The 26,714-nt window shown below is 33.0% G+C and carries 17 protein-coding genes, 1 other RNA gene and 9 pseudogenes; 13 read left to right on the top strand and 14 right to left on the bottom strand.

Features of this window, described 5'->3' with window-relative positions; translation table 11 throughout:
* Window positions 1–46: 46 nt before the first annotated feature.
* A complete protein-coding gene (locus ACQ9BO_RS20490) occupies window positions 47–463 on the bottom strand; it encodes a DNA polymerase III subunit gamma/tau (protein ID WP_431242252.1) in 417 nt (138 codons plus the stop codon).
* Between the two features lie 283 nt (window positions 464–746).
* The gene (dnaX, locus tag ACQ9BO_RS20485) at window positions 747–1,829 is read right to left on the bottom strand and encodes a DNA polymerase III subunit gamma/tau (RefSeq protein ID WP_431242251.1); all 1,083 of its coding nucleotides are present in this window, start codon (window positions 1,827–1,829) and stop codon (window positions 747–749) included.
* A gap of 220 nt (window positions 1,830–2,049) precedes the next feature.
* On the opposite strand from dnaX, the gene ACQ9BO_RS20480 reads away from it, so the two are divergent.
* The 4 genes from ACQ9BO_RS20480 to ACQ9BO_RS20465 all read left to right on the top strand — a co-directional run bounded on the left by ACQ9BO_RS20480 (window position 2,050) and on the right by ACQ9BO_RS20465 (window position 4,357).
* On the top strand, window positions 2,050–2,844 hold the full coding sequence (locus ACQ9BO_RS20480; RefSeq protein WP_431242250.1) for a hypothetical protein: 795 nt from the start codon (window positions 2,050–2,052) through the stop codon (window positions 2,842–2,844).
* Between the two features lie 539 nt (window positions 2,845–3,383).
* The gene (locus ACQ9BO_RS20475) at window positions 3,384–3,833 is read left to right on the top strand and encodes a nuclear transport factor 2 family protein (protein ID WP_431242249.1); all 450 of its coding nucleotides are present in this window, start codon (window positions 3,384–3,386) and stop codon (window positions 3,831–3,833) included.
* Between the two features lie 45 nt (window positions 3,834–3,878).
* Window positions 3,879–4,082 carry a hypothetical protein gene (locus ACQ9BO_RS20470; RefSeq protein WP_431242248.1) on the top strand — a complete coding sequence of 68 codons (204 nt, stop codon included), beginning with the start codon at window positions 3,879–3,881 and terminating at the stop codon, window positions 4,080–4,082.
* The gene (locus ACQ9BO_RS20465) at window positions 4,067–4,357 is read left to right on the top strand and encodes a cupin domain-containing protein (protein ID WP_431242247.1); all 291 of its coding nucleotides are present in this window, start codon (window positions 4,067–4,069) and stop codon (window positions 4,355–4,357) included. Before ACQ9BO_RS20470 ends, ACQ9BO_RS20465 begins: the two co-directional genes overlap by 16 nt.
* Window positions 4,358–4,419: 62 nt before the next feature.
* On the opposite strand, the pseudogene ACQ9BO_RS20460 reads toward ACQ9BO_RS20465, so the two are convergent.
* A pseudogene (locus tag ACQ9BO_RS20460) lies at window positions 4,420–4,712 on the bottom strand (hypothetical protein).
* A 126-nt stretch (window positions 4,713–4,838) separates the two neighbouring features.
* Between ACQ9BO_RS20460 and rnpB the strand changes: the two are divergent.
* Window positions 4,839–5,168, top strand: an RNA gene (gene rnpB / locus ACQ9BO_RS20455) — RNase P RNA component class A.
* A gap of 114 nt (window positions 5,169–5,282) precedes the next feature.
* Window positions 5,283–6,448, top strand: a pseudogene (locus ACQ9BO_RS20450) (cation:dicarboxylate symporter family transporter).
* Window positions 6,449–6,585: 137 nt separating this feature from the next.
* On the opposite strand, the gene ACQ9BO_RS20445 reads toward ACQ9BO_RS20450, so the two are convergent.
* On the bottom strand, window positions 6,586–6,780 hold the full coding sequence (locus tag ACQ9BO_RS20445; protein ID WP_431242246.1) for a hypothetical protein: 195 nt from the start codon (window positions 6,778–6,780) through the stop codon (window positions 6,586–6,588).
* A gap of 180 nt (window positions 6,781–6,960) precedes the next feature.
* Here ACQ9BO_RS20445 and ACQ9BO_RS20440 point away from each other — a divergent pair, with 180 nt between their 5' ends.
* A complete protein-coding gene (locus ACQ9BO_RS20440; RefSeq protein WP_431242245.1) occupies window positions 6,961–7,500 on the top strand; it encodes a hypothetical protein in 540 nt (179 codons plus the stop codon).
* 32 nt (window positions 7,501–7,532) lie between these two features.
* Here the strand turns inward: ACQ9BO_RS20440 and ACQ9BO_RS20435 are convergent.
* From ACQ9BO_RS20435 to ACQ9BO_RS20425, 3 genes and pseudogenes are all read right to left on the bottom strand, one after another.
* Window positions 7,533–8,223, bottom strand: a pseudogene (locus ACQ9BO_RS20435) (response regulator transcription factor).
* 10 nt (window positions 8,224–8,233) lie between these two features.
* A pseudogene (locus tag ACQ9BO_RS20430) lies at window positions 8,234–8,547 on the bottom strand (sensor histidine kinase).
* A 98-nt stretch (window positions 8,548–8,645) separates the two neighbouring features.
* Window positions 8,646–9,590 carry a histidine kinase dimerization/phospho-acceptor domain-containing protein gene (locus tag ACQ9BO_RS20425; protein ID WP_431242244.1) on the bottom strand — a complete coding sequence of 315 codons (945 nt, stop codon included), beginning with the start codon at window positions 9,588–9,590 and terminating at the stop codon, window positions 8,646–8,648.
* A 305-nt stretch (window positions 9,591–9,895) separates the two neighbouring features.
* On the opposite strand from ACQ9BO_RS20425, the pseudogene ACQ9BO_RS20420 reads away from it, so the two are divergent.
* Window positions 9,896–11,997: pseudogene (locus ACQ9BO_RS20420) on the top strand (outer membrane beta-barrel protein).
* 86 nt (window positions 11,998–12,083) lie between these two features.
* Here ACQ9BO_RS20420 and ACQ9BO_RS20415 read toward each other — a convergent pair.
* The 3 genes and pseudogenes from ACQ9BO_RS20415 to ACQ9BO_RS20405 form a co-directional block, all read right to left on the bottom strand.
* A pseudogene (locus ACQ9BO_RS20415) lies at window positions 12,084–12,688 on the bottom strand (RsmD family RNA methyltransferase).
* Window positions 12,685–12,900 (bottom strand): DUF3822 family protein, encoded by a 216-nt coding sequence (locus tag ACQ9BO_RS20410; RefSeq protein ID WP_431245182.1) that lies wholly within the window; start codon window positions 12,898–12,900, stop codon window positions 12,685–12,687. Before ACQ9BO_RS20410 ends, ACQ9BO_RS20415 begins: the two are co-directional and overlap by 4 nt.
* A gap of 58 nt (window positions 12,901–12,958) precedes the next feature.
* Window positions 12,959–13,504 carry a DUF3822 family protein gene (locus ACQ9BO_RS20405; RefSeq protein ID WP_431242243.1) on the bottom strand — a complete coding sequence of 182 codons (546 nt, stop codon included), beginning with the start codon at window positions 13,502–13,504 and terminating at the stop codon, window positions 12,959–12,961.
* A 242-nt stretch (window positions 13,505–13,746) separates the two neighbouring features.
* On the opposite strand from ACQ9BO_RS20405, the pseudogene ACQ9BO_RS20400 reads away from it, so the two are divergent.
* Window positions 13,747–15,155: pseudogene (locus ACQ9BO_RS20400) on the top strand (ATP-dependent DNA helicase).
* Between the two features lie 232 nt (window positions 15,156–15,387).
* The gene (gene ygiD / locus ACQ9BO_RS20395) at window positions 15,388–16,218 is read left to right on the top strand and encodes a 4,5-DOPA dioxygenase extradiol (protein ID WP_431242242.1); all 831 of its coding nucleotides are present in this window, start codon (window positions 15,388–15,390) and stop codon (window positions 16,216–16,218) included.
* A gap of 95 nt (window positions 16,219–16,313) precedes the next feature.
* On the opposite strand, the gene ACQ9BO_RS20390 is transcribed toward ygiD, so the two are convergent.
* Window positions 16,314–17,636 carry a PQQ-binding-like beta-propeller repeat protein gene (locus tag ACQ9BO_RS20390; protein ID WP_431242241.1) on the bottom strand — a complete coding sequence of 441 codons (1,323 nt, stop codon included), beginning with the start codon at window positions 17,634–17,636 and terminating at the stop codon, window positions 16,314–16,316.
* Between the two features lie 411 nt (window positions 17,637–18,047).
* Here ACQ9BO_RS20390 and ACQ9BO_RS20385 point away from each other — a divergent pair, with 411 nt between their 5' ends.
* From ACQ9BO_RS20385 to kdsB, 3 genes are all read left to right on the top strand, one after another.
* Window positions 18,048–18,725, top strand: coding sequence for a class I SAM-dependent methyltransferase (locus ACQ9BO_RS20385; protein ID WP_431242240.1), 678 nt, complete (start codon window positions 18,048–18,050; stop codon window positions 18,723–18,725).
* On the top strand, window positions 18,712–18,861 hold the full coding sequence (locus ACQ9BO_RS20380) for a hypothetical protein (RefSeq protein ID WP_431242239.1): 150 nt from the start codon (window positions 18,712–18,714) through the stop codon (window positions 18,859–18,861). The genes ACQ9BO_RS20385 and ACQ9BO_RS20380 overlap by 14 nt, the downstream gene beginning before the upstream one ends.
* Window positions 18,862–19,017: 156 nt before the next feature.
* Window positions 19,018–19,752 (top strand): 3-deoxy-manno-octulosonate cytidylyltransferase, encoded by a 735-nt coding sequence (kdsB, locus tag ACQ9BO_RS20375; RefSeq protein ID WP_431242238.1) that lies wholly within the window; start codon window positions 19,018–19,020, stop codon window positions 19,750–19,752.
* A 281-nt stretch (window positions 19,753–20,033) separates the two neighbouring features.
* Here the strand turns inward: kdsB and ACQ9BO_RS20370 are convergent.
* The 3 genes and pseudogenes from ACQ9BO_RS20370 to ACQ9BO_RS20360 form a co-directional block, all read right to left on the bottom strand.
* Window positions 20,034–22,446 (bottom strand): annotated as a pseudogene (locus ACQ9BO_RS20370) (alpha-ketoacid dehydrogenase subunit alpha/beta).
* A 188-nt stretch (window positions 22,447–22,634) separates the two neighbouring features.
* Window positions 22,635–25,384: pseudogene (locus ACQ9BO_RS20365) on the bottom strand (aminopeptidase).
* 273 nt (window positions 25,385–25,657) lie between these two features.
* Window positions 25,658–26,386 (bottom strand): TIGR00730 family Rossman fold protein, encoded by a 729-nt coding sequence (locus ACQ9BO_RS20360; protein ID WP_026730075.1) that lies wholly within the window; start codon window positions 26,384–26,386, stop codon window positions 25,658–25,660.
* Window positions 26,387–26,714: the final 328 nt, after the last annotated feature.

Genomic DNA, 26,714 nt, shown 5'->3' with positions numbered 1-26,714 from the left:
GTTGAAGTAATTAATTTAATTCGTGAATTCGTGGCTATCAAAAAAATTAATCTTTTAAATCCAATCCAAATGTTGTGCGCAAAAGCTCGATATTTGGATTGATTTCTACAAAACGATTGTAGCGGTCCTGATTGTTGTAAGTTCGTTTAGTTTGTGCCTCTTCATTCACAATTACTTCAATGGTTATATCATGATTGTGCAAATGACCTTTTAAATGTCCTAATAAGGCATTCATCTGGCTTTCAAATTCCAATTTTGAACCTTCGTTTGGAAGTTCATAAGTGATTCTCGTTCCTTCTAAAACTGGGTCGTTGATCAACAGAATAGATTCCATGATCTTGAGACCTTTTTGTCCTAAACGCTCAGCATATTTGTTCCAATGCAGGCGCATGTCCGTCTCGTTAAATTCTTCCGTAGGCAATATAGAAGTTGGCTTAACATACGATTTGCCGCTTTGTTCCATTTCTTTTTCTTGCGGATGCTGGCAAGAGAAAAAGCCGAAACTTTTGGAGGCCCGCTCAGGTCAGCTCGTGGTGTTTCTGGAGTTTGAACTTTTTGAGGTTCAGGAGAAACTTGAGTTGTGTTTGTAGTATTTATAGATACAGCATTGCCATTGCCATTGCTATTTTGATTGCCATTGACTTTTTCATCCGTTTTTAAAGTTTCAGTTGGACTTAGAACTGTGGACTTTGGGCTTTGGACTTCAACTATAGAAAAACTTCCGTTTTTGTAATAAGTTGGCGGAATTATGAATTGCTCAACTTTTTTTCTCCATCAAAGTTGATAGAGGCCAATTGCATCAAACATAATTCAACTAGAAGTCGTTGATTTTGACTCAATTTGTATTTTAAATCGCAGTCGTTTGCAATATCAATTCCTTTTAATAAAAATTCCTGCGAACATTTTTGAGATTGAACGCCATACATTTGTTGCGCTTGCTCTCCAACTTCAAGCAATGCAATTGTAGAAGGTGTTTTGCTTACCAATAAATCTCTAAAGTGAGAAGCTAAACCAGCAATAAAATGGTGTCCATCAAAACCTTTTGCAAGAATATCGTTGTATGCAATCAATAAGTCTGGAATTTTGTTTTCCAGAATCAAATCGGTTACAGTAATGTAGGTTTCGTAATCTAAAACATTTAGGTTTTCAGTTACGGCTTGACGTGTCAAGTTTGTTCCGCAGTATGAAACTACGCGGTCAAAAATTGATAAGGCATCACGCATCGCACCATCTGCTTTTTGAGCAATAATATGCAGTGCATCATCTTCAAAAACGATTCCTTGACTTTCAGCAACATCTGCCAAGTGTTCTTTGGCATCTTTTACTGTAATTCTTTTGAAATCAAAAATTTGGCAACGCGATAAAATCGTTGGAAGAATTTTGTGTTTTTCTGTTGTCGCTAAAATAAAAATAGCATGTTTTGGCGGTTCTTCTAATGTTTTCAGAAAAGCATTAAAAGCGGCCGAAGACAACATGTGTACCTCGTCAATGATATATACTTTGTATTGCCCGGTTTGTGGCGGAATACGAACTTGATCAATCAAGTTACGAATATCGTCAACCGAGTTGTTTGAAGCGACATCTAGCTCAAAAACGTTAAAGGCAAAATCTTCAGTAGGATCATCATATCCCGGCTGATTTATCTTTCGAGCCAAGATACGAGCGCATGTGGTTTTACCAACGCCACGCGGTCCTGTAAATAAAAGAGCAGAAGCCAAGTGATTGGTTTCAATAGCATTCAACAAAGTGTTGGTAATGGCTTTTTGTCCCACAACATCCTTAAAGGTCTGCGGGCGATATTTACGTGCCGATACTACAAATTGCTCCATATTCTTTTTTATTCGATAGCAAATATAGAGTATAATTTAATGATTTAAAAATTTAAAAATTGAAAGATTTTTAAGTTGCTGAATAGGAGAAATCAAGAGCTGTTTTTCATGTAATTTTCTTTTGCTATAATTTTGAGAATAAAATTTTTGTAATAAAAAATGTGTTATTTTTAATCCGAAAGTAAAATAATCTATTAACAGAAAAACAATTCGATAATTTATGAACGCAAAACAAATAGTAAGATTAAGCAACATCATTGGCATTATTTCAATAATGTTATTAGTTTATTGGGTCTTCACTTTTATACTAATTCAGGTTTTTGGATTAAAAGTATTTAGGGAAAATATGACCGAATCTTTTTATTTAAGTGTTTTGGGGATTCTTGCCCTAATGACAGGTTCATTGATTATCAACATCATGTTTAATTTAACCCGAATTGCCGAAAAACACAATCTGGATGTTGTAAATTCAAAATCAAATAGATGGCGAATTATGACTTTGGTTTTGATTTTTCCATTAATAGCGATTATTTTATTTGGTGGCGATTATTTGACAGTCGCTAAAAAAGAAAAGTTAATGATTAAATCGGCAGAGTCTATTATTGCTGTAAATAAAGCCAATAGCGATAAATTGGTAAATTATAGTTTTTCTGAAAAGTATATAAAAGAAACAGCGACTATTTTAGAGATCTTATCTGGAACGGATAAAAATTTTCCAAGCGTGACTGTAATTGTCAAGGATTCCATAAAAGGTTCTCCAGTTTATTTAGGTTTTGATGATTATTACGAAGGAAATTTAAAAGATACAATACATCCCCAGAAAAACAGATTTCTTTATAAAACCACAAAGGCAGAAAGAGATTATTTAGAAAGTGTTTTTGAAAAAAGCAATGACGAATTAAGATACAGCAATCATGATGGCCGATATGAATTGTTTTACCCTTACAAAAAGAACGGAAAGAAAATTGTGCTCTATTTTTCAGATAGTCAGAGATATGGCAAGCTTGGAAGTTAATATTTTATTTAAAATCAAGAGAATACTTAATTAAAATTTATGCAACAATATCACTACCAAAACAACATCTTAAATCTTAAAGTAAAAAAATCACCACTTTTTGTTAGAGTAATGATGTTTTTACTGGCTTTCTCTTTTTTATTTTTCCTCTTGTCGGAACAATTTTTGGCATTGCAAGGGGAAGTGGTTTACGGATAGGTTATTTTATCGGAATTGGAATATTTTCATTAATTGGATTTTATATGGTAAGAATTGCTCTCTGGAATACTTATGGTGAAGAAACTATTCAAATACTTGAAAATAAAGTTATTTATGAAGCAAATTATGGCTGGTTTAAAGATGGAAAAAAGAAACGATAATTTCTAATCCGAATTTTTATGCGACGCCAGTTGGTTATGAAGAAGATAATGAAGGAGTTTTAATTATTGCTTCTAATGATATTAAAATAGAATCTGTTGTGAAAATGAAAATGTTTCAGATGGAAGAATTAATTAAAGTTTTGAAAAGTTCTTAGAAAATAAACTTTAAATCCTTTTAATATGAAAAAATATTTAGTGCTCATTACAATTGTATTCTTTTCGTTTAAAATTCAAGCACAAACCAAGCAGGATTCGTTAGATATCAAGCGTGTTGCTTTGGCATATATTGAAGCACAGCATACTCCAAATCCTAAATTGATGGAAAGCGCTTTGCATCCCAGAATGGTGAAAAGATCTGTTTTTAGAAACAAGACAGCACAAAAAGATTATATTTCAGAATTCTTCGCAGAAAATATGGTTATTTTGGCAGAGACTTATAATGTAAAAGGCGATAAATTCCCCAAAAATCCAAGAAAGGAAATTAAATTATTAGATGTTTCTGCTAAAACGGCATCAGTAAAATTACTCGCCGATGCATGGATTGATTATATGCATATAGTGAAAGAAAATGGCGAATGGAAAATTATAAATGTGCTTTGGCAGTATAATGATGTTTCACAGCATGAATAGATAATTTTATGGAGATAATGAGTAGAAAAATTTATAAGATTCAAAATGAAAAATCCAATCATAACCGTAGACGAAACTCAAGGACATAAACTGAATATTGCCGGAGGAAATTACCGTATCGTCATCTCGGGAAAAGAAACCAATGGCGAATATGCTGTAATCGAAATGTCAGTTCCGCCAGGAGCAGGACCAAATCCGCATGCGCACGCGGATTTTACAGAAACTTTTTTGTGTTGGAAGGCGAGGTAACTTTTAAATCAGAATTTGGGATTTATGTTGCCAAGAAAAATGCTTTTGTCAATATTCCAAAAGGCGGCATTGTACATGGATTTAAAAATCTGAGTGATAAGCCTGCCAAATTATTGTGCACCGTAACTCCCGCAGGATTAGATGATTTGTTTGAAGAAATTGCAAGTTATATGGAAACGAATTCTTCAGCTTCTGAAATTGAAAAGAAAGAAAAAATAAACTCCATTTTTATAAAATACGGACAAGAAATGTTTCCGCAGGATTATTTGGATTAATGTTTTTTAGTTTTCAGTCTCAGACTGAAAAACTGTGACTGAGACTGAAAACGAAATTAAAACTACCTTCCCCTAATACTTAAATTGAACAAAAATTGTGCTGTTTCCTGATCTGAATCGGCAGAAAAACCCGCTACATAAACTCCTTTTTTCCAGAAGTTGATTTAATTCCGTATACAACTGCCTCATCGCCTGGGTCTGATTCCCCCTCGTATCGATACACATGAACAATTTCAAATTTCTCAGGATTCTTTTTAATCACGTCAGCATTTCGATTAAAATCACATGTAAATCCTTTCTCATTCAATTGATCTAAAGCCTTTGAAACAGTTGCGTAATGATACATTCTTTTCATGATAACTGAATTTAAAAAATTATGGAATTTTAAAGATAACTATTTTAAAATTAAAATGTTAGGATAAAATTCATAAATTGAAAATTTTAAAATTTTTATTCTTCATTCATAAAGTGTTACTTTTGCACCGCAGACCGCCTTATCGTCGTCCTGATTTATCGGGAGGGAGGAAAGTCCGGACACCATAGAGAAGCATAGCGGGTAACACCCGTCGGTCTTAGAAATAAGGCAAGGACAAGTGCAACAGAAAGTATGTACAGGTAATGCTGTAGTGAAACCAGGTAAACTCTATGCGGTGAAATACCAAGTATATCAGCATTTAAGGGCTTCTCGTCCGTTGTTGAAGGGTAGGTAGCTTGAGTCTCGGAGTAATTCGGGATCTAGATAAATGATAAGGTATTGTCTGGTTGCAAAACGAGACAAGAACAGAATCCGGCTTATAGGTCTGCTTTTTTTATATATTTGTGAAACTATCTAACTGAATTTCATGAATATTTCTGCTCCAAATCCTACACCGAAAATCAAAAAAGTTTTTTTCAAACTGTAATTACAAACCTTACTTTCTGGGTTTTGATTGCAATTATTGCCGGAATTTTGCTTGGCCATTTTTCTCCTGAAAATGGTATTAAAATGGAAAAGATAGGAAAAGGTTTTATTGATCTCATTAAACTTTTTATTGGCCCAATTATTTTCCTAACGATTGTTTTGGGAATTTCTGGAATGGGAAATCTAAAAAAGTTGGTCGAATTGGAATTAAAGCTTTAGGATATTTTGAAGTAGTATCGACTGTTGCTTTGGCAATTGGCGTTTCGGTTGCGTATTTGTTTCAACCTGGAAAAATTGATAAATCAGGATTAGCTATTGGAGATGCGAGCCAATATACAAGCAGTTCGGCCGAACATTTTTCGTGGTTGCAGTTTTTCTTTTCGAATTTTACTTTGCAGGTTTTAGTTGCGGCAATTGTCTGTGGCATTGCTTTGAATTTTTATCAAAAAAGAGAACAAACAATTTTAGTTTTAGAACGATTTTCAAATATTGTTTTTACAGGTTTAAAATATGTGATGTATTTGGCACCAATTGGCGCTTTTGGTGGCATGGCATTTACGATTGGAAAATTTGGGCTTGCAACTTTGATTCCGCTTGGAAAATTGATGCTTTGCGTTTATTTGACAATGGCTTTGTTTGTTTTTCTGATTTTAGGAAGTATTCTGAGATATTACAAAATCAGTATTCTTTCGATTTTAAAATATATAAAAGAGGAACTTTTATTGGTTCTTGGAACTTCATCGTCAGAAGCCGCTTTGCCGAGTATTATGGTAAAACTTGAAAAAATGGGTTGCAGTAAATCGGTTGTGGGATTGGTGATTCCTACAGGTTACTCTTTTAATCTTGACGGAACTTCAATTTATCTTTCGATGTCGGTCATATTTTTAGCGCAATTATATGATGTTCATTTGAGTTTTTTCGAAATTTTATCCGTAATCGGAATTTTGATGATCACCTCAAAAGGCGCGGCGGGCGTGACCGGAAGTGGTTTTATTGTATTGGCTTCAACATTGACAGCGCTTCATAAAATTCCAGTTGAAGGTTTGGCTTTTTTATTGGGTGTCGATAAATTTATGAGCGAAGCCAGGGCGATTACCAATTTAATTGGAAACACGGTTGCCACAATCATAATTTCAAAAACAGAAAGAGATTTTACTGAATTGAATTTGAGTAATGCTCAGGATGTATAAAAAAATGTATAAAAAAATTGCGTTTTAGTTTTCCCGCAGATTTTGCAGATTGAGCAGATTTAAATTTAAAATAATCTGCCAGATCTGCGAAATCTGCGAGAAAAAATCTTAACAACTGTGTGCTTTTGTGATTTAATTTAAGCCTCATCTTTAGTAGCTCTCACTAAACTGATTCCTGAAGTAAAAAATACGATTCCTAAAATTCCGTAAATAATTAACGATTTAATATCTCTAGTTCCTCCACTTGTATCTGCAAAAATCATTGCTGTATAAATAAGTCCTATAATTCCGAGGATTGTCAATAATCCGCCGAATAATCTTTTTAGGTTCATGATGATTAGTTTTAAAGTTATATAACAAATTTATTCTTGTAATTGTTAAATCTTGTTATACAATTACTTATGGAAATTATATGATTTAAAGGAGGAGTTTTGTAAGAAGAAAGTTTTATTGTCGAGGGTTTCGTATTGATTAAATGCTATTTTTACGCGCACTAATTGATAAACCATTATATGAAGAAAATTTACTTTTTGATGTTGTTTTTTGCAGGATCTTATGTTCATGCGCAAGATGAAGTCGCGGTTTCAGTTGCGAAAAATCAATTTAAAATAAATGTGTTATTTCCAGGCTTTGTTTACGAACATGGTTTTTCAGAAAAAAACACACTTTATTCCGAAGCGACTTTAGGTTTAGGTTATAGTTATAGTGATTTTTATGGAGAATCTAATGTTTATATTGCTCCGTATATTACTGAGCAATTTCGTCATTATTATAACCTACAAAAAAGAGCGAATAAAGGCAAAAGAACAGAACGCAATTCTGCAAATTATTTAGCGTTAGTCATGACTTATACCTTCAAACCTCTTTCAGGTGATGCAGAGCATTTTTCATATACTCCCTCAACTACGGTTGCGGCGCTTTGGGGATTGCAACGTACTTATGGAAGATTTAATTTGGAATTTAATGCTGGGCCTGGTGTGAATTTTAGCAAAGTCGAGACAGAATTTGCATTTCCTGTTAACTTTACTTTAGGCTGGGTAATTGGAAAATAGTTCTCATTTTAAAATAGAAAAACCTTGACGAATCAAGGTTTTTCTATTTTAAATTCCAGTCCAATATTTCGAACGCTTTCAATTTTGATTTTCGGATCTGAATTAAAATATTTTCTCAATCTGCTGATAAAAACGTCCATACTTCTTCCCGAGAAATAGTCGTCTTTTTTCCAGACCGACATTAAAATTTGGTCTCTTTTTAATAACTGATTATGGTTTAAGTACAAATATTCAATAAGAAGCGACTTCCTTTTCTGTAAGTTGCTGGACGTGGTTTTTATTATTGAGTGTTAATCGTTCGTTATCAAAAATATACGAGCCAATTTCGATTATATTATTTCCATCTAGAGTTCTCTTTTGTTCGATTCTCTTTAGAATATTCTGCAAACGTAAAACCAATTCGTCGACTTCAAAAGGTTTTGCGATATAATCGTCTGCCCCGAGTTTCAAGCCAATTAATTTATCTTCTTTTAATTTTCTTGCAGTCAGGAAAATAAAAGGGATTTCGGGATTGATTGTGATAATTTTTTCAGCCAATGAAAATCCGTCCAAAATTGGCATCATGACATCAAAAACACAAATATCAAAAGCTTGGTTTTTAAAATAGTCCAAAGCTATTTCGCCATTTTCTGCCCAAGTCACTTCAAATTGATGCAATTCTAAATATTGTTTCAGAATTGTAGCAAAATCAAAATCGTCTTCGGCCAAAAGTAATTTTTTCAAAATAAGGGATTTAAACTTTTAATAAAATAGTAAACTCGGTTCCTTTGCCTAAATCGCTGATAACGCTAACAGAACCCTGATGTGCTTTTATAATCTGATCGACATAATAAAGGCCTAAACCTAAACCTTTTGTATTGTGGAGATTTCCTTGTTCAACGCGGTAAAACTTCTCAAAAGAAGTGATTGTTTGTTTTTTGCAATACCAATTCCGTCGTCTTCAAAACTTACAGAAAATTGTTTTTCAACTATTCTCGTTTTAATTGTAATGGTGTTTGAGCCATATTTTACAGCATTTTCAAGAACATTTAAAAATGCAGTTGTCAAATGGAATTTGTCTAAAGCTAAGATAGTTTTCTGCGTTTGAAAATCGGTTTTGATTTTTATTTTCGGAAAAGTAAGTTTAAAATCATCGACAATCGAAATCAGAAAATCTTCGGTTTCGATTTTCTCTTTTTTAATTCAAGTTCGTTTTCTGCCAATGAATTTGCCATAACTTGGTCAATCAAATTCTGTAAACGATTATTTTGGCGTGAAATAGTGTTGACAATTGCATTGAAATTTTCATCGTTTTCACGAATGTGTTTTTGTTCTAAAATTTTAGTCGAAATACCTAAAGTTGCCAAAGGCGTTTTGAGTTCATGCGTAATATTGTTGATGAAATCAGTTTTTACGTCGCTGACTTTCTTTTGTTTAATTAATGCTTTTAACGCAATAACAAATAGCGTAATTAAGGTTAAAATGGATAATAAAGACAGAACCAGTACAAAGGCCATTCGCCTTAAAATAATCATTTCCCAATCGACAACTGAAACATACATTGAATCTTCGGTCAACAAATTATAGTTTTGATTTTTAAAAGTTCCGTTTGTGGTTCCAACGTAATTTCGAACCAAAAAGGCATGATTTAATGAAGCCAGATTTCCGTATAATTTGTTTTGAATAAAAGGTTTTTCAGAGAAAATGGTATCTGCTTTTTTTTCGTTTTTATATAATATGAATTTATTTAGGACGATTGCAAAATCAATTTTGAAATTGGGCAAATCTCTTTCAAATTTTCGCTGAATTTGTGTTGTCAATGCACTTCGATATTCATTTTCTAAAATCTTGTTTTTGACTTCAATTTTAGAGTTTTTTCCTTGGATGTAATTCTCGGACAAACTGGTGTAAAGCGCTTCTTTTTTGGCAACTAAAACCGAATCAATATCACTGTAATTATTGGTAATCTGCGCAATTTCATTTTTAATCTGCGTATGAAACTCAGCTACTTTATAATCGTAAGCCGTTTTTACCAAATAGCATTGCATGGTCGACAAAACGATCAATGCGACAACTGAAAATGCTATTAATAAATTGATTCTTTGTTTCATTTTTATTTGAAATTATGGACCACAGATAACTCGGGTAGAGCTGATGTGCACAGATCTTTTTCCTCTCGCAGATTTTACAGATTTAAATTTAATCTGCTGAATCTGCAAAATCTGCGAGAGATTATAAAAAAACAGTGAAAATCAGTTTAATCTGCTTCATCAGTGTGTCAATTATCTCCGTCCAAAAATACTGCTTTTGTGCAACAAAAATGGCGTTAACTCAGCATTAACCTTCAATTAACTTTCAGAACTGGTTTTTCAAAGCACTTTTGTCGCATTGTTAATCCATTTTAAATATCATTTATATGCCATTGAAACTAATTCTGGCTCTTTTGCTTTTTCTTTTTTCATTTTTTGCAAATGCGCAAAATGAAACGGCAAAAGATTCCATTTCTCATAAGTTGAACGAAGTTGTTGTAACTCAAAACAAAAAGACTTTTACAAATTCAAACGGAAATATTAAAGTTGATGTCGCAAATTCAATCTACAATACGATTCCGAATCCGGTTGATTTGCTTTCGAAATTGCCGACAGTTTACGTTAGTTCAGATCGAGAAAATATTTCGATTGTCGGAAAAGGAAATCCACTGATTTATATTGACAATCAAAAAGTGACTATGAATGAGTTGAATGCTTTGGCTGTCGCCGATATTAAAACAATAGAAATCATTCAGAATCCATCTTCTAAATATGAAGCCGAAGGTCGTGCGGTAATTTTGATTACTAGAAAATTTAGTAAAAAGGATAGTTTTAGAACCGAAATTTCTGAAACAGCTTCTTTTAAAAAGCATTTTAATAATTATCTCGGATTCAATTCAAGTTTCAAAAAAGACAAATTAGAATGGAAAGCAAATTTTAATTACAACAAGCGAAATCCATGGGAAAATCATAGTATTGCTTATGAAATTCCACAAGCTTCGATTGTTTCCAATTATGATGTAACGGCAAATTCGCATGTAAAAGAATATGTGTTTGGTGGTGGATTATTTTATAAAATTAATGAGGAAGATTATTTTTCAGTGAATGTAAACGGCAAGCTTAGAGATGATAATTTTGACATTAATACTTTCACTTTTAATAAAAACCAGAATATTGAAAACAATGTTTTGACTTGGAGTGATAATTCGAGTGACAAGAATTTTGTAAATGCATTCATGAATTATTCCAAGAAATTGAAATTTATTAATACACAGCTTTTTGCTGGTTTTCAATATTCCAATTTCAATCAGCATTTATGGAGTTTGGTGGAGAATAATTTTAATGAAACCGAATTTGAATTGTCGCAAAACAGAGATCAGAAATTTAATGTCGATGTTTTTTCTGGAAGAATTGATTTGGAAAAGAAATTTAAAAATGAAATGAATTTAGAATATGGCGGCTTGTATTTAAAAGCAAAATCGAATTCGGATTCAGATATTTTTGATTTTGAGAAAAATAAAAACGAGACTTTAAATTATGATTTTAAAGAAGAAAATTTAGCGACTTATATTCAGTTTTCTGGAAAATTGAAAAAAGTTGATTTTTCTGTTGGATTGCGGACTGAAAACACAAATGTTTACGCAAAATACAAAACAGATTTATTGCCTTCAATTGATCGGAATTACACCAATTTATTCCCAAAAGCGCAGTTTTCATTTGCGATAGACAGCACAAAAAGCATCAATGTAAATTATGCGAAAAATATTGTGAGGCCTAAATATTCTTCCTTAAGCCAAATTGCGACGTATATAAATCCGTACTTTTTATATGGAAGCAGTATTAAATTAGGTTCAGCATTTACAGATGAAATTGCGAGCACTTTTCAATATCAAGAGAAATCGGTTAAATTGAGTTATTATCAGACCAAAAATACCGTAAATCCGACTTTTATATTTAATGATGAAACAAATGTGTTGACGATTACAGATGTTAATTTTAAACGAGAAACCGGTTTTACAATCGATTTTACGCTTCCGTTTACGTATAAATTTTGGACAGCAACCAATTCGTTGATTTTTATAAAAAGTAAAGTTGAAGACAACTTGGCACAAATGCATTCGTCAAAACCGTATTTATATTATTATTCGAACAATTCGTTTAAGTCGCCGAAGAACTTTAATTATGTTTTTTCTTTTGGGGGACAACAACGCAAAATGACGGCGTTTTTGAAAGAAAAGCCAATTTTGTTTTAGATATGTCCTTGGCCAAAACATTTGGAAAAAACTGGAATTGCACTTTGAATTTTAATGATGTTTTTAAGCAAACGATATATAGTGAAAGTTTTGCCATCAACAAAGTAAGTTCAAAGTCGAGGTATTTAGTTGATGCACATGAGATTTCGATTGCTGTTCGTTATTCTTTCGGAAAAATAAAAGATTCGAAATACAAAGAAAAGACGGTTGATGAGAATGAGAACAGAATTAGATAAAAATTGAAAATTCCAAAATTCAAATCCCAAATCCCAAACTTCATCCCGAAGTGTCGGGAGGAATTTGGGATTTGAAATTTTAGTATTTAAAAATCGTCTTCATCTGTAATTTTTATTGGAGAATCTCCAGGAAGTTCTTCATCATCATCAGTTGAATTTAATTCGAAGAAACTGAAATACGAACCTCCGTAACTCTTCTGAAAAGAAAAATTACTCAAATGATCCAGCTTTGTATATTTTGAATGTTCGATTATCATCATTCCGTCTTCATGAAGCAAATCTCTTTCAAAAACCGTCATTACGATTTTTTCAAAAGTTGCTTGATCTAAACCGTACGGAGGATCAGCAAAAACAATATCGTATGAAGTTTTGCAGTTTTCCAAAAATTTGAAAACATCGCTTTTTGTAGCCGCAATATCAAAATCATATTCTGATGAAATTTGTTTGATGAACTTTACGCATCCAAAATCACCATCGACAGACGTGATTGGTGCGCTTCCGCGCGAAGCGAATTCATAACTGATGTTTCCGGTTCCTGAAAATAAATCCAAAACCTTTAAACTGTCAAAACTAAAATGATTGTTCAAGACATTAAATAATGCCTCTTTGCTCATATCAGTTGTGGGTCTAACAGGAAGGTTTTTGGGGGAGAAATTCGACGTCCTTTGTGTTTTCCTGAAATGATTCTCATGATTGGAATAGAATATAATGTTTTTGATTTTCTGTTAAAGAGAAGCTGTTTTTTTGCTGTAAAGTGCTTACATCCATGAAGGATATATTACGAATGTATTTATACGCAATGGCATAAAACGGATCGTTTTGGTCTATCGTGCCTAATAATTCGAGCGGGAAAATTTCCGGATTTAAATTCGATTGTTCGGCAGTAAATAGTAGGTAATATATGAAATCTTCAGGGGTTTGATATTCAAAAGAATTGAAAAAAGCAGTTTTTGGTTCTGAACTACAATAACTTCAAACTGGCCAGGGTTAAAGTTGACCACCATTTTTTTTCGTCATTGTTTCTAGAATTGTCCAGAATTTTTTCGACCAAAATACTGTTGGCATGTTTATAGTCAAAAGAGCCCACATTATCAATCAAAAAATTATTGATATTGACATACGGAATGTAAACAGAATTCATTTGATAATTTGGGATTTCATCAAACGTAAAAAAATCTGTTTCAAAAACTTTTGTCGTGTATTGCAGATAACTTCCTAGATAATCTTCATCAAATAAAGCAGTTGGAACAAAAGTTGAAAGATTGTTATTGTGAATTACCATCACTTCATCATAAGTGTCTTTCAATTCCAAATTATTTTTGAAAGCTTCAGTAAAAAGATCTTCAATTTTTGTGCTTTTGTTTGAAATGTCAAACTTGATTTCTTTAAATGAAGTAATGACATTATTTAAAGTATCGAAACAGCAATAGGAAAATCCAGTCAGGGAAACCTGAATAGAAAGTTTTTTATAATTTTTAGAAATAATGTTAGTGTTTTGTAATGACATATCTGATTTACAACTCGTTACCTGTTTTTGAATCAAGAAAGAATTTAAGCGACCACAAACTTACAAATTAAAAAGCAACAATTATAATTGCAATTTCAAAAAACAATTTTAAAGAAAAGTTAGGTAGACGTTACGGTAGTATTATTTTTTTTGAATGAGCTTATATCACTTAGTATGGTTTAAAACATTTAAAGTTGAAATTGCCATTAAAAAAGCCGAACTTTGTAGTACAATTTTACCCTATGAATTCAACATTGTTTTACAGCGTTTTACAAAAAAGATTTCCTTTTGCGCCTACATACAAACAAGATATTTTTTTCAGAAAATCGCGATTTTTCTAACCGAACCTAAAAATGATACCATTTTTGTGCTGAAAGGATATGCGGGAACCGGAAAAACAACCGTGATTTCAACGATTGTAAATAATCTTGGAGAAATCAATAAAAAGTTTGTTTTGCTGGCACCAACAGGTCGCGCAACAAAAGTGATCTCGAATTACTCAAATACATCGGCTTTTACCATTCATAAAAAAATATATTTTCCTAAAAAGTCATCGGGTGGAGGAGTGGCTTTTACCAAGCAAGTCAACAAACATAAAAATACCGTTTTTATTGTCGATGAGGCTTCGATGATTTCAGATAGTACACTCGATAGCGGATCACTTCTGGATGATTTGATCAATTATGTATATTCTGGAAATAATTGCAAAATGATTCTTTTAGGAGATACTGCACAGTTGCCACCGGTAAATTTAGATATTTCTCCAGCGCTAGACATTCAGACTTTAGGTGTTCATTATGATAAAGAAATTGAACATATTGAATTGGACGAAGTAATGCGTCAAGAAGAAAATTCAGGGATTTTGTTTAATGCCACAGAATTGCGAGAATTGCTGAAAGAAAGCTTTATAACTGAATTTAGATTCAACGTAAAAAAGTTTAAAGACATTGTTCGTTTGACAGATGGTTACGATATTCAGGATGCTATAAATACAGCTTACAGCAATTATAGTATTGAAGATACGGCTTTTATCGTTCGATCGAATAAAAGAGCAAATCAGTACAATGAACAAATCAGAAGCCGAATTTTATTTAAGGAAAGCGAACTTTCGGTTGGTGATTTTTTGATGGTTGTAAAAAACAATTATTTCTGGCTGAAAGAAACTGACGAAGCTGGTTTTATTGCGAATGGCGATATTATCGAAGTTTTGGAGATGTTCGGAATCAAAGAATTATACGGTTTTACTTTTGCGAAAGTAAAAATCAGAATGGTCGATTATCCGAACCAAATTCCTTTTGAAACGGTTTTGATTTTGGATACCATTAAAAGCGAATCGCCATCATTGACTTATGAAGAATCGAATCGTTTGTACGAAGAAGTAATGAAAGATTATGAAGACGAACCAACAAAATACAAACGATTTCAGAAAGTTAAGGAAAATGAATATTTCAACGGATTACAAGTAAAATTCTCATACGCAATCACATGTCACAAATCGCAAGGTGGGCAGTGGAATACTGTTTTTATCGAACAGCCATATTTACCAGACGGAATCGATCGTGATTACATCAGATGGCTTTATACCGCTATGACTCGTGCCAAAAATAAGCTATATTTGATAGGATTTAAAGACGAGAGTTTTGAGGAATAAAATTTTAGCCACAGATTAAAAGGATTCTCACAGATTTTTTGTTCAAAGCAGAACGATTTCATTAAATGCGCTAACTTTTTGTTTCTCGCAGATTTTACAGATTCTGCAGATTATTCTTTGAGAAACTTAACTAAAAAAATCTGTAGAATCTGCGAAATCTGCGAGAAAAATTATACGCATTTTACGAAATCTTTTTAATCCTTTCAATCTGTGGCAAAAAAACTTTTATAAAATGACAACACTAAACGACTTACATTCGATTTCATCAACGTTTTCGAATACAGATAAAATGCCGGTTTTATTTTTAGGACACGGAAGCCCAATGAATGCAATTGAAGAAAATCAGTTTGTAACCGGTTTTCGTGAATTGGCAAAAACATTGCCACAGCCAAATGCTATTTTGTGTGTTTCGGCGCATTGGTTTACCAAAGGAACCAAAGTAACTTCAATGGAAATGCCGAGAACCATTCATGATTTTGGAGGTTTTCCGCAGGCGCTTTTTGACGTACAATATCCAGCAAAAGGGAGCCCGGAATTAGCGGTTGAAACTAAGAAAATATTAGATCCGGTTCAGGTTGAATTAGACGAACATTGGGGTTTAGATCATGGCGCGTGGAGCGTTATAAAACATTTATATCCAAATGCAGATGTTCCTGTGATTCAATTAAGTATTGATTATACAAAATCAGGGCAATATCATTTTGAATTGGCTCAGAAATTACAACAACTTCGTTACAAAGGTGTTTTAATCATTGGAAGCGGTAATATTGTCCACAATCTTAGAATGGTCGATTTCAGAAATTTTGACAAAGACAATTATGGTTATGACTGGGCAATTGAAGCAAGAGAAACAGTAAATAATTATTTATTAGACGGAAATTTTCAGCCTTTGATTGATTTCGAAAAAATGAATAAAGCCGTTCAATTGGCGATTCCAACTCCGGATCATTATTTGCCTTTGCTTTATACTTTAGGCTTAAAAGATAAAACAGACGAAATGGAACTTTTTAATGATAAATTATTAGCAGGTTCTTTGAGTATGACCTCAGTAAAAATTATGTAATATAACTTTGAGAATCTCTGCGAAACCTTTGTGCAACTTTGCGTAATAACTATTTCACAGAGATTCACAAAGGTTTCGCAGAGATGCGCGAAGAATTATTTCAAATTATATGCGTATAAATAGCCATCGGCACTTCCAAAATAAATGGTATTGTTGTTTATGAATGGCGATGAAACAATTGGACCTAATTTGTAAAATTCGTTCATTACTTTTTGATTTTCGGTATAAACAGATAAATCGGCTTGTTTAGAAGCGTATGTAAAATCAAGATGATTGTTGTTTAAAATTTCAGGAGCATATTTTTTTCTGTTTTCCGTACTTATAAAATCAGATATTTTTCCGTTCGAAAGCAAGTTTAAAGCGAAAAAATTACCGCTAAAATCGCCGAAATAAGCGGTGTTTCCTGATATTGCCGGAGAAGAATAAATATAACCGTTTCCTTTAAATCGGTACTTTTCCTGACCTGTTTTCGCTTCAAGCGCCAATAATGCATAAGTGTCGGAAGTTCCAACGTAAAGTACATTATCTTGAACAACAGCCGAACTCAAAATCCAGGAATTCTCGGCATTGTATTTCCAAACTAATTTTCCGGTTTCTGCGTTAAGCGCAAACAAAAAAGGATCTCTGGCTCCAAAATAAACCAAGCCATTTGCAACAACAGCAGAAGCCTGAATGCCTTTAAATCCAGTTTTGACTTCAGTTGAAAAATGCCATTTCTCTTTTCCGGTTTTACAGTCTAAGGCGTAGAAAATTCCGTCCCAACCTCCAAAATACAAATTCTCTTTTTCGATAACAGGAGTACTGTGAATAGGATCATTTGTTTTGAAAGTCCATTTTAAAGTGCCATTTTTTGAGTCGACAGCGTACATATTTCCATCACTGCTTCCAAAAATCACTAAAGCTGTATTTTTATCTTTATAAATAACAGGCGATGATAAATAAAAATCCCATAAATCGTTCATCAGCATATCGTTTGGTTTCATTCCCCACATTCCGATTTCTCGATACCAATTTTCGCCTTTGGTTTTAAACTTCCAGATTTCTTTTCCGGTTGTCGCATTTAGGGCATAATAATACCCGTCAAAACTTCCAAAATAAACCATATTATTATCTAAACTGGCCGAACTGTGAACGGCACCATCGGTTTTGAATTTCCAGTTGATGTTTCCCGATTTTTCATTGATACAGTATAAAAAACCGTCTTCACTTCCTATATAAATTGCTCCGTTTTTAACAATTGGCGAGGAAAAGATTTTTCCATCTGTTTTAAATTTCCATTTCAAATCACCCAATGGCCGATAACCTTTTCCATCAAAAATTCGGTTTGTGAATGCATTTATGGGTTTATTCTGAGAAAAAGCATTTGAAGTAAAAATTAAAAAGAAATAGAGCAGGATAGAAGTAAAGGTTCTTTTCATGTTTTTTACATAAAAATAAAAATATTCTAAGAAATTAAATAACAATGCTTTAATGAAAATGTTACAAAAATACTTTAGAAAGCTTTTTGCGATAGTATTTTGTTTTTATATGGAAATACCGAAATAACTCATCAAACTTTTCCAATTATGTGATAATGATCTGAAAGTTATAATCTGCAGAATTTGTTTTAATAAATAAATTTTGTGAGATAATAAAATGTTTCATCTAAATTTGTTTATTTTTGTGTAAGTAATTGTTTGTCAGTTGATTATTTGTTTTATGTCTTCTTTTTTAAGTAGTTTTTTAAATGCCTTTTGTGATTAACTGGTGATGATTTAAAAAAGGATAGAGGATGTTTACAAATTAAGTAAAAGTGCGGCATCAGCACTATAATCACTGATAAAACTAAGATGAATCCAAACAAAGCATTATGGGAAAAAGGCGATTTTACGCGCGTTGCAGAATCTATGAGAGAAAGCGGTGCGGAATTGGTTGCCAAAGTTGGAATTAAAGCAAATAGCAACGTTTTAGATCTCGGTTGTGGAGATGGCACTACGGCAATACCTTCGGCAAAATTAGGAGCCAATGTTTTAGGTGTTGATATAGCAAGAAATTTAGTTGAAGCTGGTAATCTTCGAGCAAAAAAGGAAGGATTGGACAATATTGTATTTCAAGAAGGTGACGCAACCGATTTGAATGAATTGAAAGATCAAGCTTACGATGTTACGATGAGTATTTTTGGAGCAATGTTTGCCCCAAAACCTTTTGATGTTGCTAAAGAAATGGTGCGTGTCACAAAACCTGGAGGTAAAGTTATTATGGGTAATTGGATACCGGGAGATCCAACATTGATTGCACAAATCTTGAAAATTAGTGCTGAATTTACGCCACCGCCTCCTGAGGGTTTTGTAAGTCCGATGCTTTGGGGTATTGAGGATAATGTAATCGAAAGATTCACAAATGCGGGTGTTCCTAAAGAAAATATTTCCTTTGAGCGGGATACCTTTACATTTAAAGCGAGCATTCCCACCTTCGGAGTGGCTGAATCGATTAAAAACGTACTATGGTCCAACGATGAATGCTTTTGAAGCGACGGAACAAAACGGGAAAACTTCGGATTTGTATGCTAAACTTGAAGGATTAGTTAATAGCCAAAACCAAAGTAATGACACAAATTCTACATTAATTCCTGCAACTTATCTTCGTGTCACAGTTTCGGTTTAATTTTTTGTTTTAATATTCATGAACATGATTTTCATCCTTTACAGAAATGGAAAAACAGAAAATTTAAAAGTAATTTTTGCATATTTGCAAACACTTAAAACCAGTGAAAATTAAATTACTAAATTTTGAGTTTTTTAAGCTCAGTAAAATATAAAAATGAAAATAATAGCGGTAATTCCAGCCAGATATGCTTCAACGCGTTTTCCGGCAAAACTAATGCAGGATTTAGGAGGCAAAACAGTAATTTTAAGAACATATGAAGTCGCGGTTTCAACAAAATTATTCGATGATGTTTTTGTGGTAACCGATTCTGATTTGATTTTTGATGAAATTGTGTCTAATGGCGGAAAAGCCATTATGAGCATCAAAGAGCATGAATCTGGAAGTGACAGAATTGCTGAGGCTATTGCTGATCTTGATGTTGATATTGTGGTAAATGTGCAAGGCGATGAACCTTTTACAGAGGCGGAACCTTTAGCGCAAGTTTTATCGGTTTTTAAAAATGATCCAGATAGAAAAGTTGATTTGGCTTCGTTAATGCGTGAAATCACAGATGAAGACGAAATCAATAATCCGAATAATGTGAAAGTTGTGGTAGATCAGTCGCAGTTTGCATTGTATTTTTCAAGATCTGTAATTCCGTATCCAAGAGAGAAAAATGTTGGAGTGAGATATTTTCAGCACATCGGAATTTATGCTTTTAGAAAACAAGCTTTATTAGACTTTTATAGCCTTCCAATGAAATCTCTAGAAGCTTCTGAGAAGTTGGAGCAATTAAGATATTTAGAATTCGGAAAACGTATTAAAATGGTGGAGACTACACATGTTGGAATTGGAATTGATACGGCTGAGGATTTAGAGAAGGCAAGAATGATGCTGAAGGATATTTAATTAGTTGATGGTTGATTGTTGATGGTTGATTGTTGATGGTTGATGGTCTGTAGTTGTAATTAATAATTGTTTAATTCTTTCGATATTTATCTACAATCTTGTCATCCCGAGGAACGAGGGATCTCCACAAGTAGCTCCGCACAGTTGAGCAATTTTTTTCGAATTACTAGTGTGATTTCTCCCTCCGCTCGAAATGACAAACAATTCGTGACTTTGTACATAAAACAAAAAAAGCTCCAAAATTATTGGAGCTTTTCTTTTATCTAAAACATTCTAAATTCTTAGTACAAACTAGGGAATTTAGAAGGATTAACTTCATTCATCATGCTGTACACTTTCTCAAAAATATCTTCGGCAGAAGGTTTAGAGAAATAATCGCCATCAGTTCCGTAGGCAGGTCTGTGGGCTTTTGCGGCAAGCGTTTGCGGTTTGCTGTCAAGATATTTGTAAGCATCTTGTTCTTCAAGGATTTGCTGTAAAATGAATGCTGAAGCTCCTCCAGGAACATCTTCATCAATTACTAAAAGACGATTTGTTTTTGCAATACTTTTTACAATATCCTTGTTTACATCAAAAGGAAGAAGAGACTGGATGTCAATAACTTCACAATCAATTCCTAGATCTAACAATTCTGTTGCGACTTGCTGAACCAATCTTAAGGTAGATCCGTAAGAAACTAAAGTAATATCTGCCCCTTCTTTCATAGTTTCAACAACACCAATTGGCGTTTTGAATTCACCAAAATTCAATGGTGCTTTTTCTTTTAAACGGTAACCGTTTAAACACTCAATTACTAATGCAGGTTCATCACATTCTAAAAGTGTATTATAAAAACCTGCCGCTTGAGTCATATTTCTTGGAACCAAAACGTGAATACCACGAATAGCATTGATAATCATTCCCATTGGAGAACCAGAATGCCAGATACCTTCTAAACGGTGCCCACGAGTTCTGATGATTAACGGCGCTTTTTGTTTTCCAACAGTTCTATATTGTAATGTAGCCAAATCATCACTCATGATTTGGATTGCATATAATAAATAATCTAAATATTGGATTTCAGCAATTGGGCGCAGACCTCTTAAAGCCATTCCAATTCCTTGTCCGATAATTGTAGCTTCACGAATTCCGACATCGGCAACACGAAGTTCTCCGTATTTTTCCTGCATGCCTTCTAAACCTTGGTTTACGTCACCAATGTTTCCAACATCTTCACCAAAAATTAAAGTTTCGGGATATTTAGCAAACAAAGCATCAAAGTTGTCACGCAAAAGCATTCTTCCGTCGATATCAGCTTTGGCATTTTCTCCATATTCAGGAAGTACTTTTTGTACTGAGAAAACATTTTTATCTGAATCAGAGTGCAAATTACTGCTGAATTTTTCTTGAGTTTCATTCAAGAATCTTGTAATCCAGTTTGCTAAAAGTACTTTGCTGTTTGGAACTTCAATAAAACGAAGAATTTTTCTAGCATAAACTAAAAGTTCTTTTTTCAAAGGCGCTTTAATAGCACGTAATTCCGAAATATATTTTTTAATTCTGTCTTTATGATTGACGCTTGCTTCTGCAATTTGTTCCAATAAAGCCAAAAGATTGTTTTGTTCTTCAATAATTGGATTGATAAATGAATTCCAAGCATCTTTTTTAGCTTGTAATACTTCATTTTTCAATTGAAAATCAATTTCAGAAAGCTCTTCAGGCGAGGCAATATTGATTGCAATCATCCATAAACGCATTTGACGAATACAGTCAAAATCTCTTTCCCAAGCTAATCTTTCTCCGCTTTTGTAACGTTCGTGCGAACCAGAAGTAGAGTGCCCTTGAGGTTGTGTCAGCTCATTTACGTGAATCAAAACCGGAATATGTTCTTCGCGGGCGATCTTGCCAGCTCTTTCATATGTTGAAACCAGTTCAGCATAATCCCAGCCTTTTACTCTAAAAATATCATAACCTTTAGAATCTTCGTCGCGTTGGTATCCTTTTAGAATTTCAGAAATGTTTTCTTTTGTAGTTTGATGTTTGGCGTGAACCGAAATTCCGTATTCATCATCCCAAACACTCATTACCATCGGAACTTGTAAAACTCCAGCAAGCATTTATGGTTTCAAAAAACAAACCTTCAGATGTACTTGCGTTTCCAATAGTTCCCCAAGCCACTTCATTTCCATTTACAGTAAATTTATCTTTGATGGTAATTCCGTCAACATTTCTGTAGATTTTAGAAGCTTGAGCCAAACCTAACAATCTCGGCATTTGCCCAGCTGTAGGCGATATATCTGAACTTGAATTTTTTTGTTTTGTTAAGTCTTTCCATGATCCGTCTTCGTTTAAACTGTGCGTTACAAAGTGTCCGCCCATTTGTCTTCCGGCAGACATTGGATCAAAATCTAAATCGGTGTGACCGTATAAACCAGCGAAAAATTGTTTTGGAGTCAATTCGCCAATCGCCATCATAAAAGTTTGATCGCGGTAGTATCCAGAACGAAAATCACCGTTTTTGAAGGCTTTTGCCATCGCAAGTTGTGGTACTTCTTTTCCGTCTCCAAATATTCCAAATTTGGCTTTTCCTGTTAATACTTCTTTACGACCTAAAAGACTACATTCACGGCTAGTTACTGCAATTTTGTAGTCGTTCAATACCTCAGTTTTGAAATCTTCAAATGTCAATGTAGTATTGTTCATTTCTTTTATCATAATCTTTAATGGTCATGTTGAGACTGCGAAATTACTTAAAAACAATCAATAATCATAATTCTTTAAAATAAATATAATTTAATTATTTGTATTTAAAATCAAAAAACTACGTATTTTATTTATGTTATTTTTAGTAAAAAATCAATTTATTTAAAAATAATTCAACATTTTGTTTAAAATTTATTCGATTAAAACCATTTTCTAGTGAAAAGATTGACTAATGTTTTTGGAGAAAAAGTTATCACAAATCGTATTTTTTCGTTGTATTTGCTTTGAGAAATTTCCCATCCATTGTTCGAATAGACTGGAAAATAGAGTTCAAAATAATCTGGGACCAAGTTTAAACGAATACCACTATCATATGCAAAAAACTCTTTTTCATGCTTATTTTTCAAAAATCCAATATCTCCGTACACTTCAACCCAGTTCCAAATGGCATAACTTGCATTTAAAGTTGTCATCCATTGATTGGCGTAAGAAGGTTCTAATTGCGATTTAAATCCACCTTCAGCAATTACATATTGCTGACTGAAAAATCCTGTTGATTCTGATCTTCCAAACAAATTATAATCAAATAAATAATCTGTCGGCCTGTCTAAACCAAAACTGAAATAATCTGAATTTGTTGTGTTGTATAAAAATGCTCCAGCGTACAATCGTAAATTTAGTTTATGATTGTTTTCAAACAAACGTCGATATTCAACTTCTCCAGACAGTTTTCCAAAATCTCCAGAAAACTGAATATCATTCATATAACTGAAATGATTGACAAGTTCTGTTTTGGTATTTGAATATCGGGCATTAAAAATAGAATAATTTGGTTTTGAATTATCGGTGATGTATTCGCTTGCTTCACGGTTTACAATAACTTGGCGAAACATAATTAACTGTTTTCTGTTGTCTCTAAAATTTTCTTCACGAATACGCAATTGTACCATTGGATTTAATCTCAAATAAGTGGCATCTGGTGCATAATGAAAATAATTCTGGCTTATGGAATATCGCACATTGAACAACGTACTATTTCGATAATATTGATTCCAAGAAAATGCCGAAGAACCTGATATGGTTTGCGCTTTGATTGAATAAGCCGGATTAATGTCAAATAAAAAAGGCTTGTCTAATATGGTTTTATTATGAAAGCGAATTCCAGGCGTTATACCGTCATAATAGTTGTAAGTTAAAGTCGGAATATATAAAATTTGATTATAGTACGGATCTTCTAAATCTTTTGCAAAATTGAATTTGATTGGACGATTTGTTATCGCAATTGTTTTTAATGATTTCCAATTGTTTCGCTGATTGTATTCTGGAACTTCGTTATCGTAATTCAAGACAATTTTATCAGCATTTTTTCGGCTGAAATGATAAACCGAATCATTGTTTTTTGGTTCAATCCATTCTTTAAAAACAACTTCATTTTTTTTGATTCCGTAAACCGGAATCGGAGCAAAAACTCCCGTTTTATTTTTTATCGAAAATTGAACGCTGTCTTTTGTTCTTGAAACATCAGTAAATTTATAATCTATAATATCGCGTGATTCAATAATGGTTCTAAAAAACCAGTCGATTTTTTTGGACTGTTTTCAGTCAGAATTTTTTCAAAATCATATCGGTTTGTTTGCTGTGTTTTATTCAAGGCATAAAACTCTTGCACACTTTCAGGTACAATATTATGATTCAGATAATCATCTAAATAACTTAAGCTCAATCCTGCGCGGTATTTGCTAGCAATCTGTTCGTTGAATTTGATGAGCGTATTTTTTGGGTCTCCAAGTGGCTGATCTAGATTTTTTCGAGCCATCAGCATATAATAATAACTGTACTGCTCGTTAAATGTCAGATTGGTAATGTTGTAGCTGTCAAAAAGTTTCATATCCGAAAGTCTTCCTAGCATTTTTTGATCTAAATGATGCTCTTCCATGTATTTCATCATGGTATAAATCTGGATTCCATCATAAATCCAATTGTCTTTTCTTGGATCTAGCTTAAGAGAGTTTTTCAGATAATTGCTGAGGTAAGTTTTCAGAAAAGTAATTTCGAAGATAAATTCGTCTGAAAACGGACTGATAAAGGAAGGAAGCTGATTTAGTCCGTAAAACGGATTTCGGTCATAATCTGCTTGCGAAACTGAGATTTTTGAATGTGGATATTTTCCAATAAATTCATTTGCAAAAGTCGCTACTCTGTTGATGATTATCGCTCTTTGAATTTCATTCAATTTCTTTGTTTTCAAATCTGAAACTATTTCTAAATCTCCATTTGTATAGCTTCTGAAACTGTTCTGTTTCTCAATAATAACATTGAAATCGGTTCTGTTTTTTCCAGAAAAAATATAATTTGTAAAAGATGAATTAGAATCATCCTTTGAAACCGAATCCAAATCAGTACTGATAAAATAATTTGCAGGAAGTTTTATTTCAACTTGATAATCCACTACGGCATTTGCAATATCATCAAGATTGAAATTATTGTTTTTTACAAAATAATGATTTTCGAATCGGGCAGGACTCAAAAACCAGTTTTTTAAAATCATGCCTCCGTTTTGATCAAAACCGTAATGCGTGAATTTTGCACTTGGAATTTTTGAAATATAGATAAGATGCAAATCAATTTTCTCGCCTGGATACAGTTTTTTGTTTAATTTGATAACAATAAAATCAGGGTTTTTATCTGTCCTTTGCCATTCAAGTGCTAAATCATCAGAATCTGTAAGATTCAAAATAGTCGTATTTCCTCTTTCTTCAGGTTTGGCCACATGAAAACCTCTGTAAAACTCATCTGAAAAACGTCGAGCTAAAGGCGTGTTTTTATCCGAAAATGCATTGTTCCAATCATTCAGCACAATTGTGTCCAAAGAATCGTTAGAAGTATTGTAGTACGTAATGTCTTGCCTAACATTAAGTGTTTTAAGGTCAAGATTAACCGCCACTTCCATCTTAGATTGATGTTGTGCATATTGTTTTACTGAGCTCAATAAAACAAAAATCAGGATAAAAATTTTATATAATGATTTCAAGTAGTGGCGTAAAAATAGTATGAATATATATTAAGTTACGTGTATCAAGATCTTTTGGATTTTTGTAAAAATAGCATAAAAAAAGCTGTTTTAAAAAACAGCTCTTAAAATTTAATCATATTATAAGCAAATTAAGTTGACATTAAAACAGTTACTTAAATTATTTGCTGATTTATATTGCAAAAGAATATTTTAGAAATTTGGACTCAAATCGTATTTCTTGTAGAATTTATCCAAAGCTTCAACAACTTCGTCTTCTGTATCAACCACTTTAAATAAGTTCAAATCTTCTGGACTAACGGTATGCATTTTTTCTACCAAAACGGTTTTTACCCAATCAATCAATCCTGACCAGAATTCCACTCCAACTAATATAATTGGGAATTTTCCAATTTTCTTAGTCTGAATCAAGGTAATCGCTTCAAACATTTCGTCCAAAGTTCCAAAACCTCCCGGCATAACTACAAAACCTTGTGAATATTTAACGAACATTACTTTTCTCACAAAGAAATAATCGAAATTCAAGTTTTTATCGTGATCGATATAAGGATTAAAATGCTGTTCAAAAGGCAATTCGATGTTCAAACCTACCGAAGTTCCGCCTCCTAAATGTGCCCCTTTGTTTCCGGCTTCCATAATTCCCGGGCCTCCTCCCGTAATTACGCCGTAACCCGCTTTACTGATTTTAAAAGCAATTTTTTCAGCCAATTGATAGTATTTGTCATCTGGTTTCGTTCTTGCCGATCCAAAAATAGAAACACACGGACCAATACGTCCCATGCTTTCGTAACCATTTACAAACTCAGACATAATTTTAAAAATTGCCCAGCTGTCATTGGATTTAATTTCATTCCAAGTCTTTTGTTTTAAACTGTCTTGGATTACTTTATCTTCATCATTATCAAAATCTTCTAATCTCATTTTAGGTATTTTAATTTATTATTTTTATTTAAAGCTGATATTTTTTATAGTTAGAAGAAGGAGCTAGTTCCTGCTGTCCGCTATATCTTTTGTGGTGAACCCCACCACAAAAGGATGCCGCTCCCATCAGGGCTAGGGCAATCGGTTTCAATTGAACAATCGGTTTAATCGAAACATTTTATATTAAGCTCAAATTTTTGAAAAAAGGCGGATGCTAAATTAACACTTTTTATTAGAATTGTTGTAAAAAGGGAAGGTTATAATCTAATAGTAATGTTTTGGTAATAATGAAATTTTGGTTTTTTATTTCATTATCAGGTGTATACTG

Source organism: Flavobacterium sp. P21 (assembly GCF_050632225.1).
In the GTDB taxonomy this organism is placed as follows: Bacteria; Bacteroidota; Bacteroidia; order Flavobacteriales; family Flavobacteriaceae; genus Flavobacterium.
The sequence above is the reverse complement of the archived record's forward strand: the minus strand, read 5'-3'. Positions and strand labels throughout refer to the sequence as shown.

Bases quoted from the DNA above. Each gene is read 5' to 3' on its own strand.
- ACQ9BO_RS20440 (WP_431242245.1), top strand. From the start codon at position 6,961: ATGAAGAAAATTTACTTTTTGATGTTGTTTTTTGCAGGATCTTATGTT.
- ACQ9BO_RS20480 (WP_431242250.1), top strand. From the start codon at position 2,050: ATGAACGCAAAACAAATAGTAAGATTAAGCAACATCATTGGCATTATT.
- ACQ9BO_RS20385 (WP_431242240.1), top strand. From the start codon at position 18,048: ATGAATCCAAACAAAGCATTATGGGAAAAAGGCGATTTTACGCGCGTT.
- ACQ9BO_RS20360 (WP_026730075.1), bottom strand. From the start codon at position 26,386: ATGAGATTAGAAGATTTTGATAATGATGAAGATAAAGTAATCCAAGAC.
- dnaX (WP_431242251.1), bottom strand. From the start codon at position 1,829: ATGGAGCAATTTGTAGTATCGGCACGTAAATATCGCCCGCAGACCTTT.
- ACQ9BO_RS20380 (WP_431242239.1), top strand. From the start codon at position 18,712: ATGAATGCTTTTGAAGCGACGGAACAAAACGGGAAAACTTCGGATTTG.
- ACQ9BO_RS20425 (WP_431242244.1), bottom strand. From the start codon at position 9,590: ATGAAACAAAGAATCAATTTATTAATAGCATTTTCAGTTGTCGCATTG.
- ACQ9BO_RS20390 (WP_431242241.1), bottom strand. From the start codon at position 17,636: ATGAAAAGAACCTTTACTTCTATCCTGCTCTATTTCTTTTTAATTTTT.
- ACQ9BO_RS20470 (WP_431242248.1), top strand. From the start codon at position 3,879: ATGAAAAATCCAATCATAACCGTAGACGAAACTCAAGGACATAAACTG.
- ygiD (WP_431242242.1), top strand. From the start codon at position 15,388: ATGACAACACTAAACGACTTACATTCGATTTCATCAACGTTTTCGAAT.
- ACQ9BO_RS20475 (WP_431242249.1), top strand. From the start codon at position 3,384: ATGAAAAAATATTTAGTGCTCATTACAATTGTATTCTTTTCGTTTAAA.
- ACQ9BO_RS20490 (WP_431242252.1), bottom strand. From the start codon at position 463: ATGGAACAAAGCGGCAAATCGTATGTTAAGCCAACTTCTATATTGCCT.
- ACQ9BO_RS20445 (WP_431242246.1), bottom strand. From the start codon at position 6,780: ATGAACCTAAAAAGATTATTCGGCGGATTATTGACAATCCTCGGAATT.
- kdsB (WP_431242238.1), top strand. From the start codon at position 19,018: ATGAAAATAATAGCGGTAATTCCAGCCAGATATGCTTCAACGCGTTTT.
- ACQ9BO_RS20405 (WP_431242243.1), bottom strand. From the start codon at position 13,504: ATGTCATTACAAAACACTAACATTATTTCTAAAAATTATAAAAAACTT.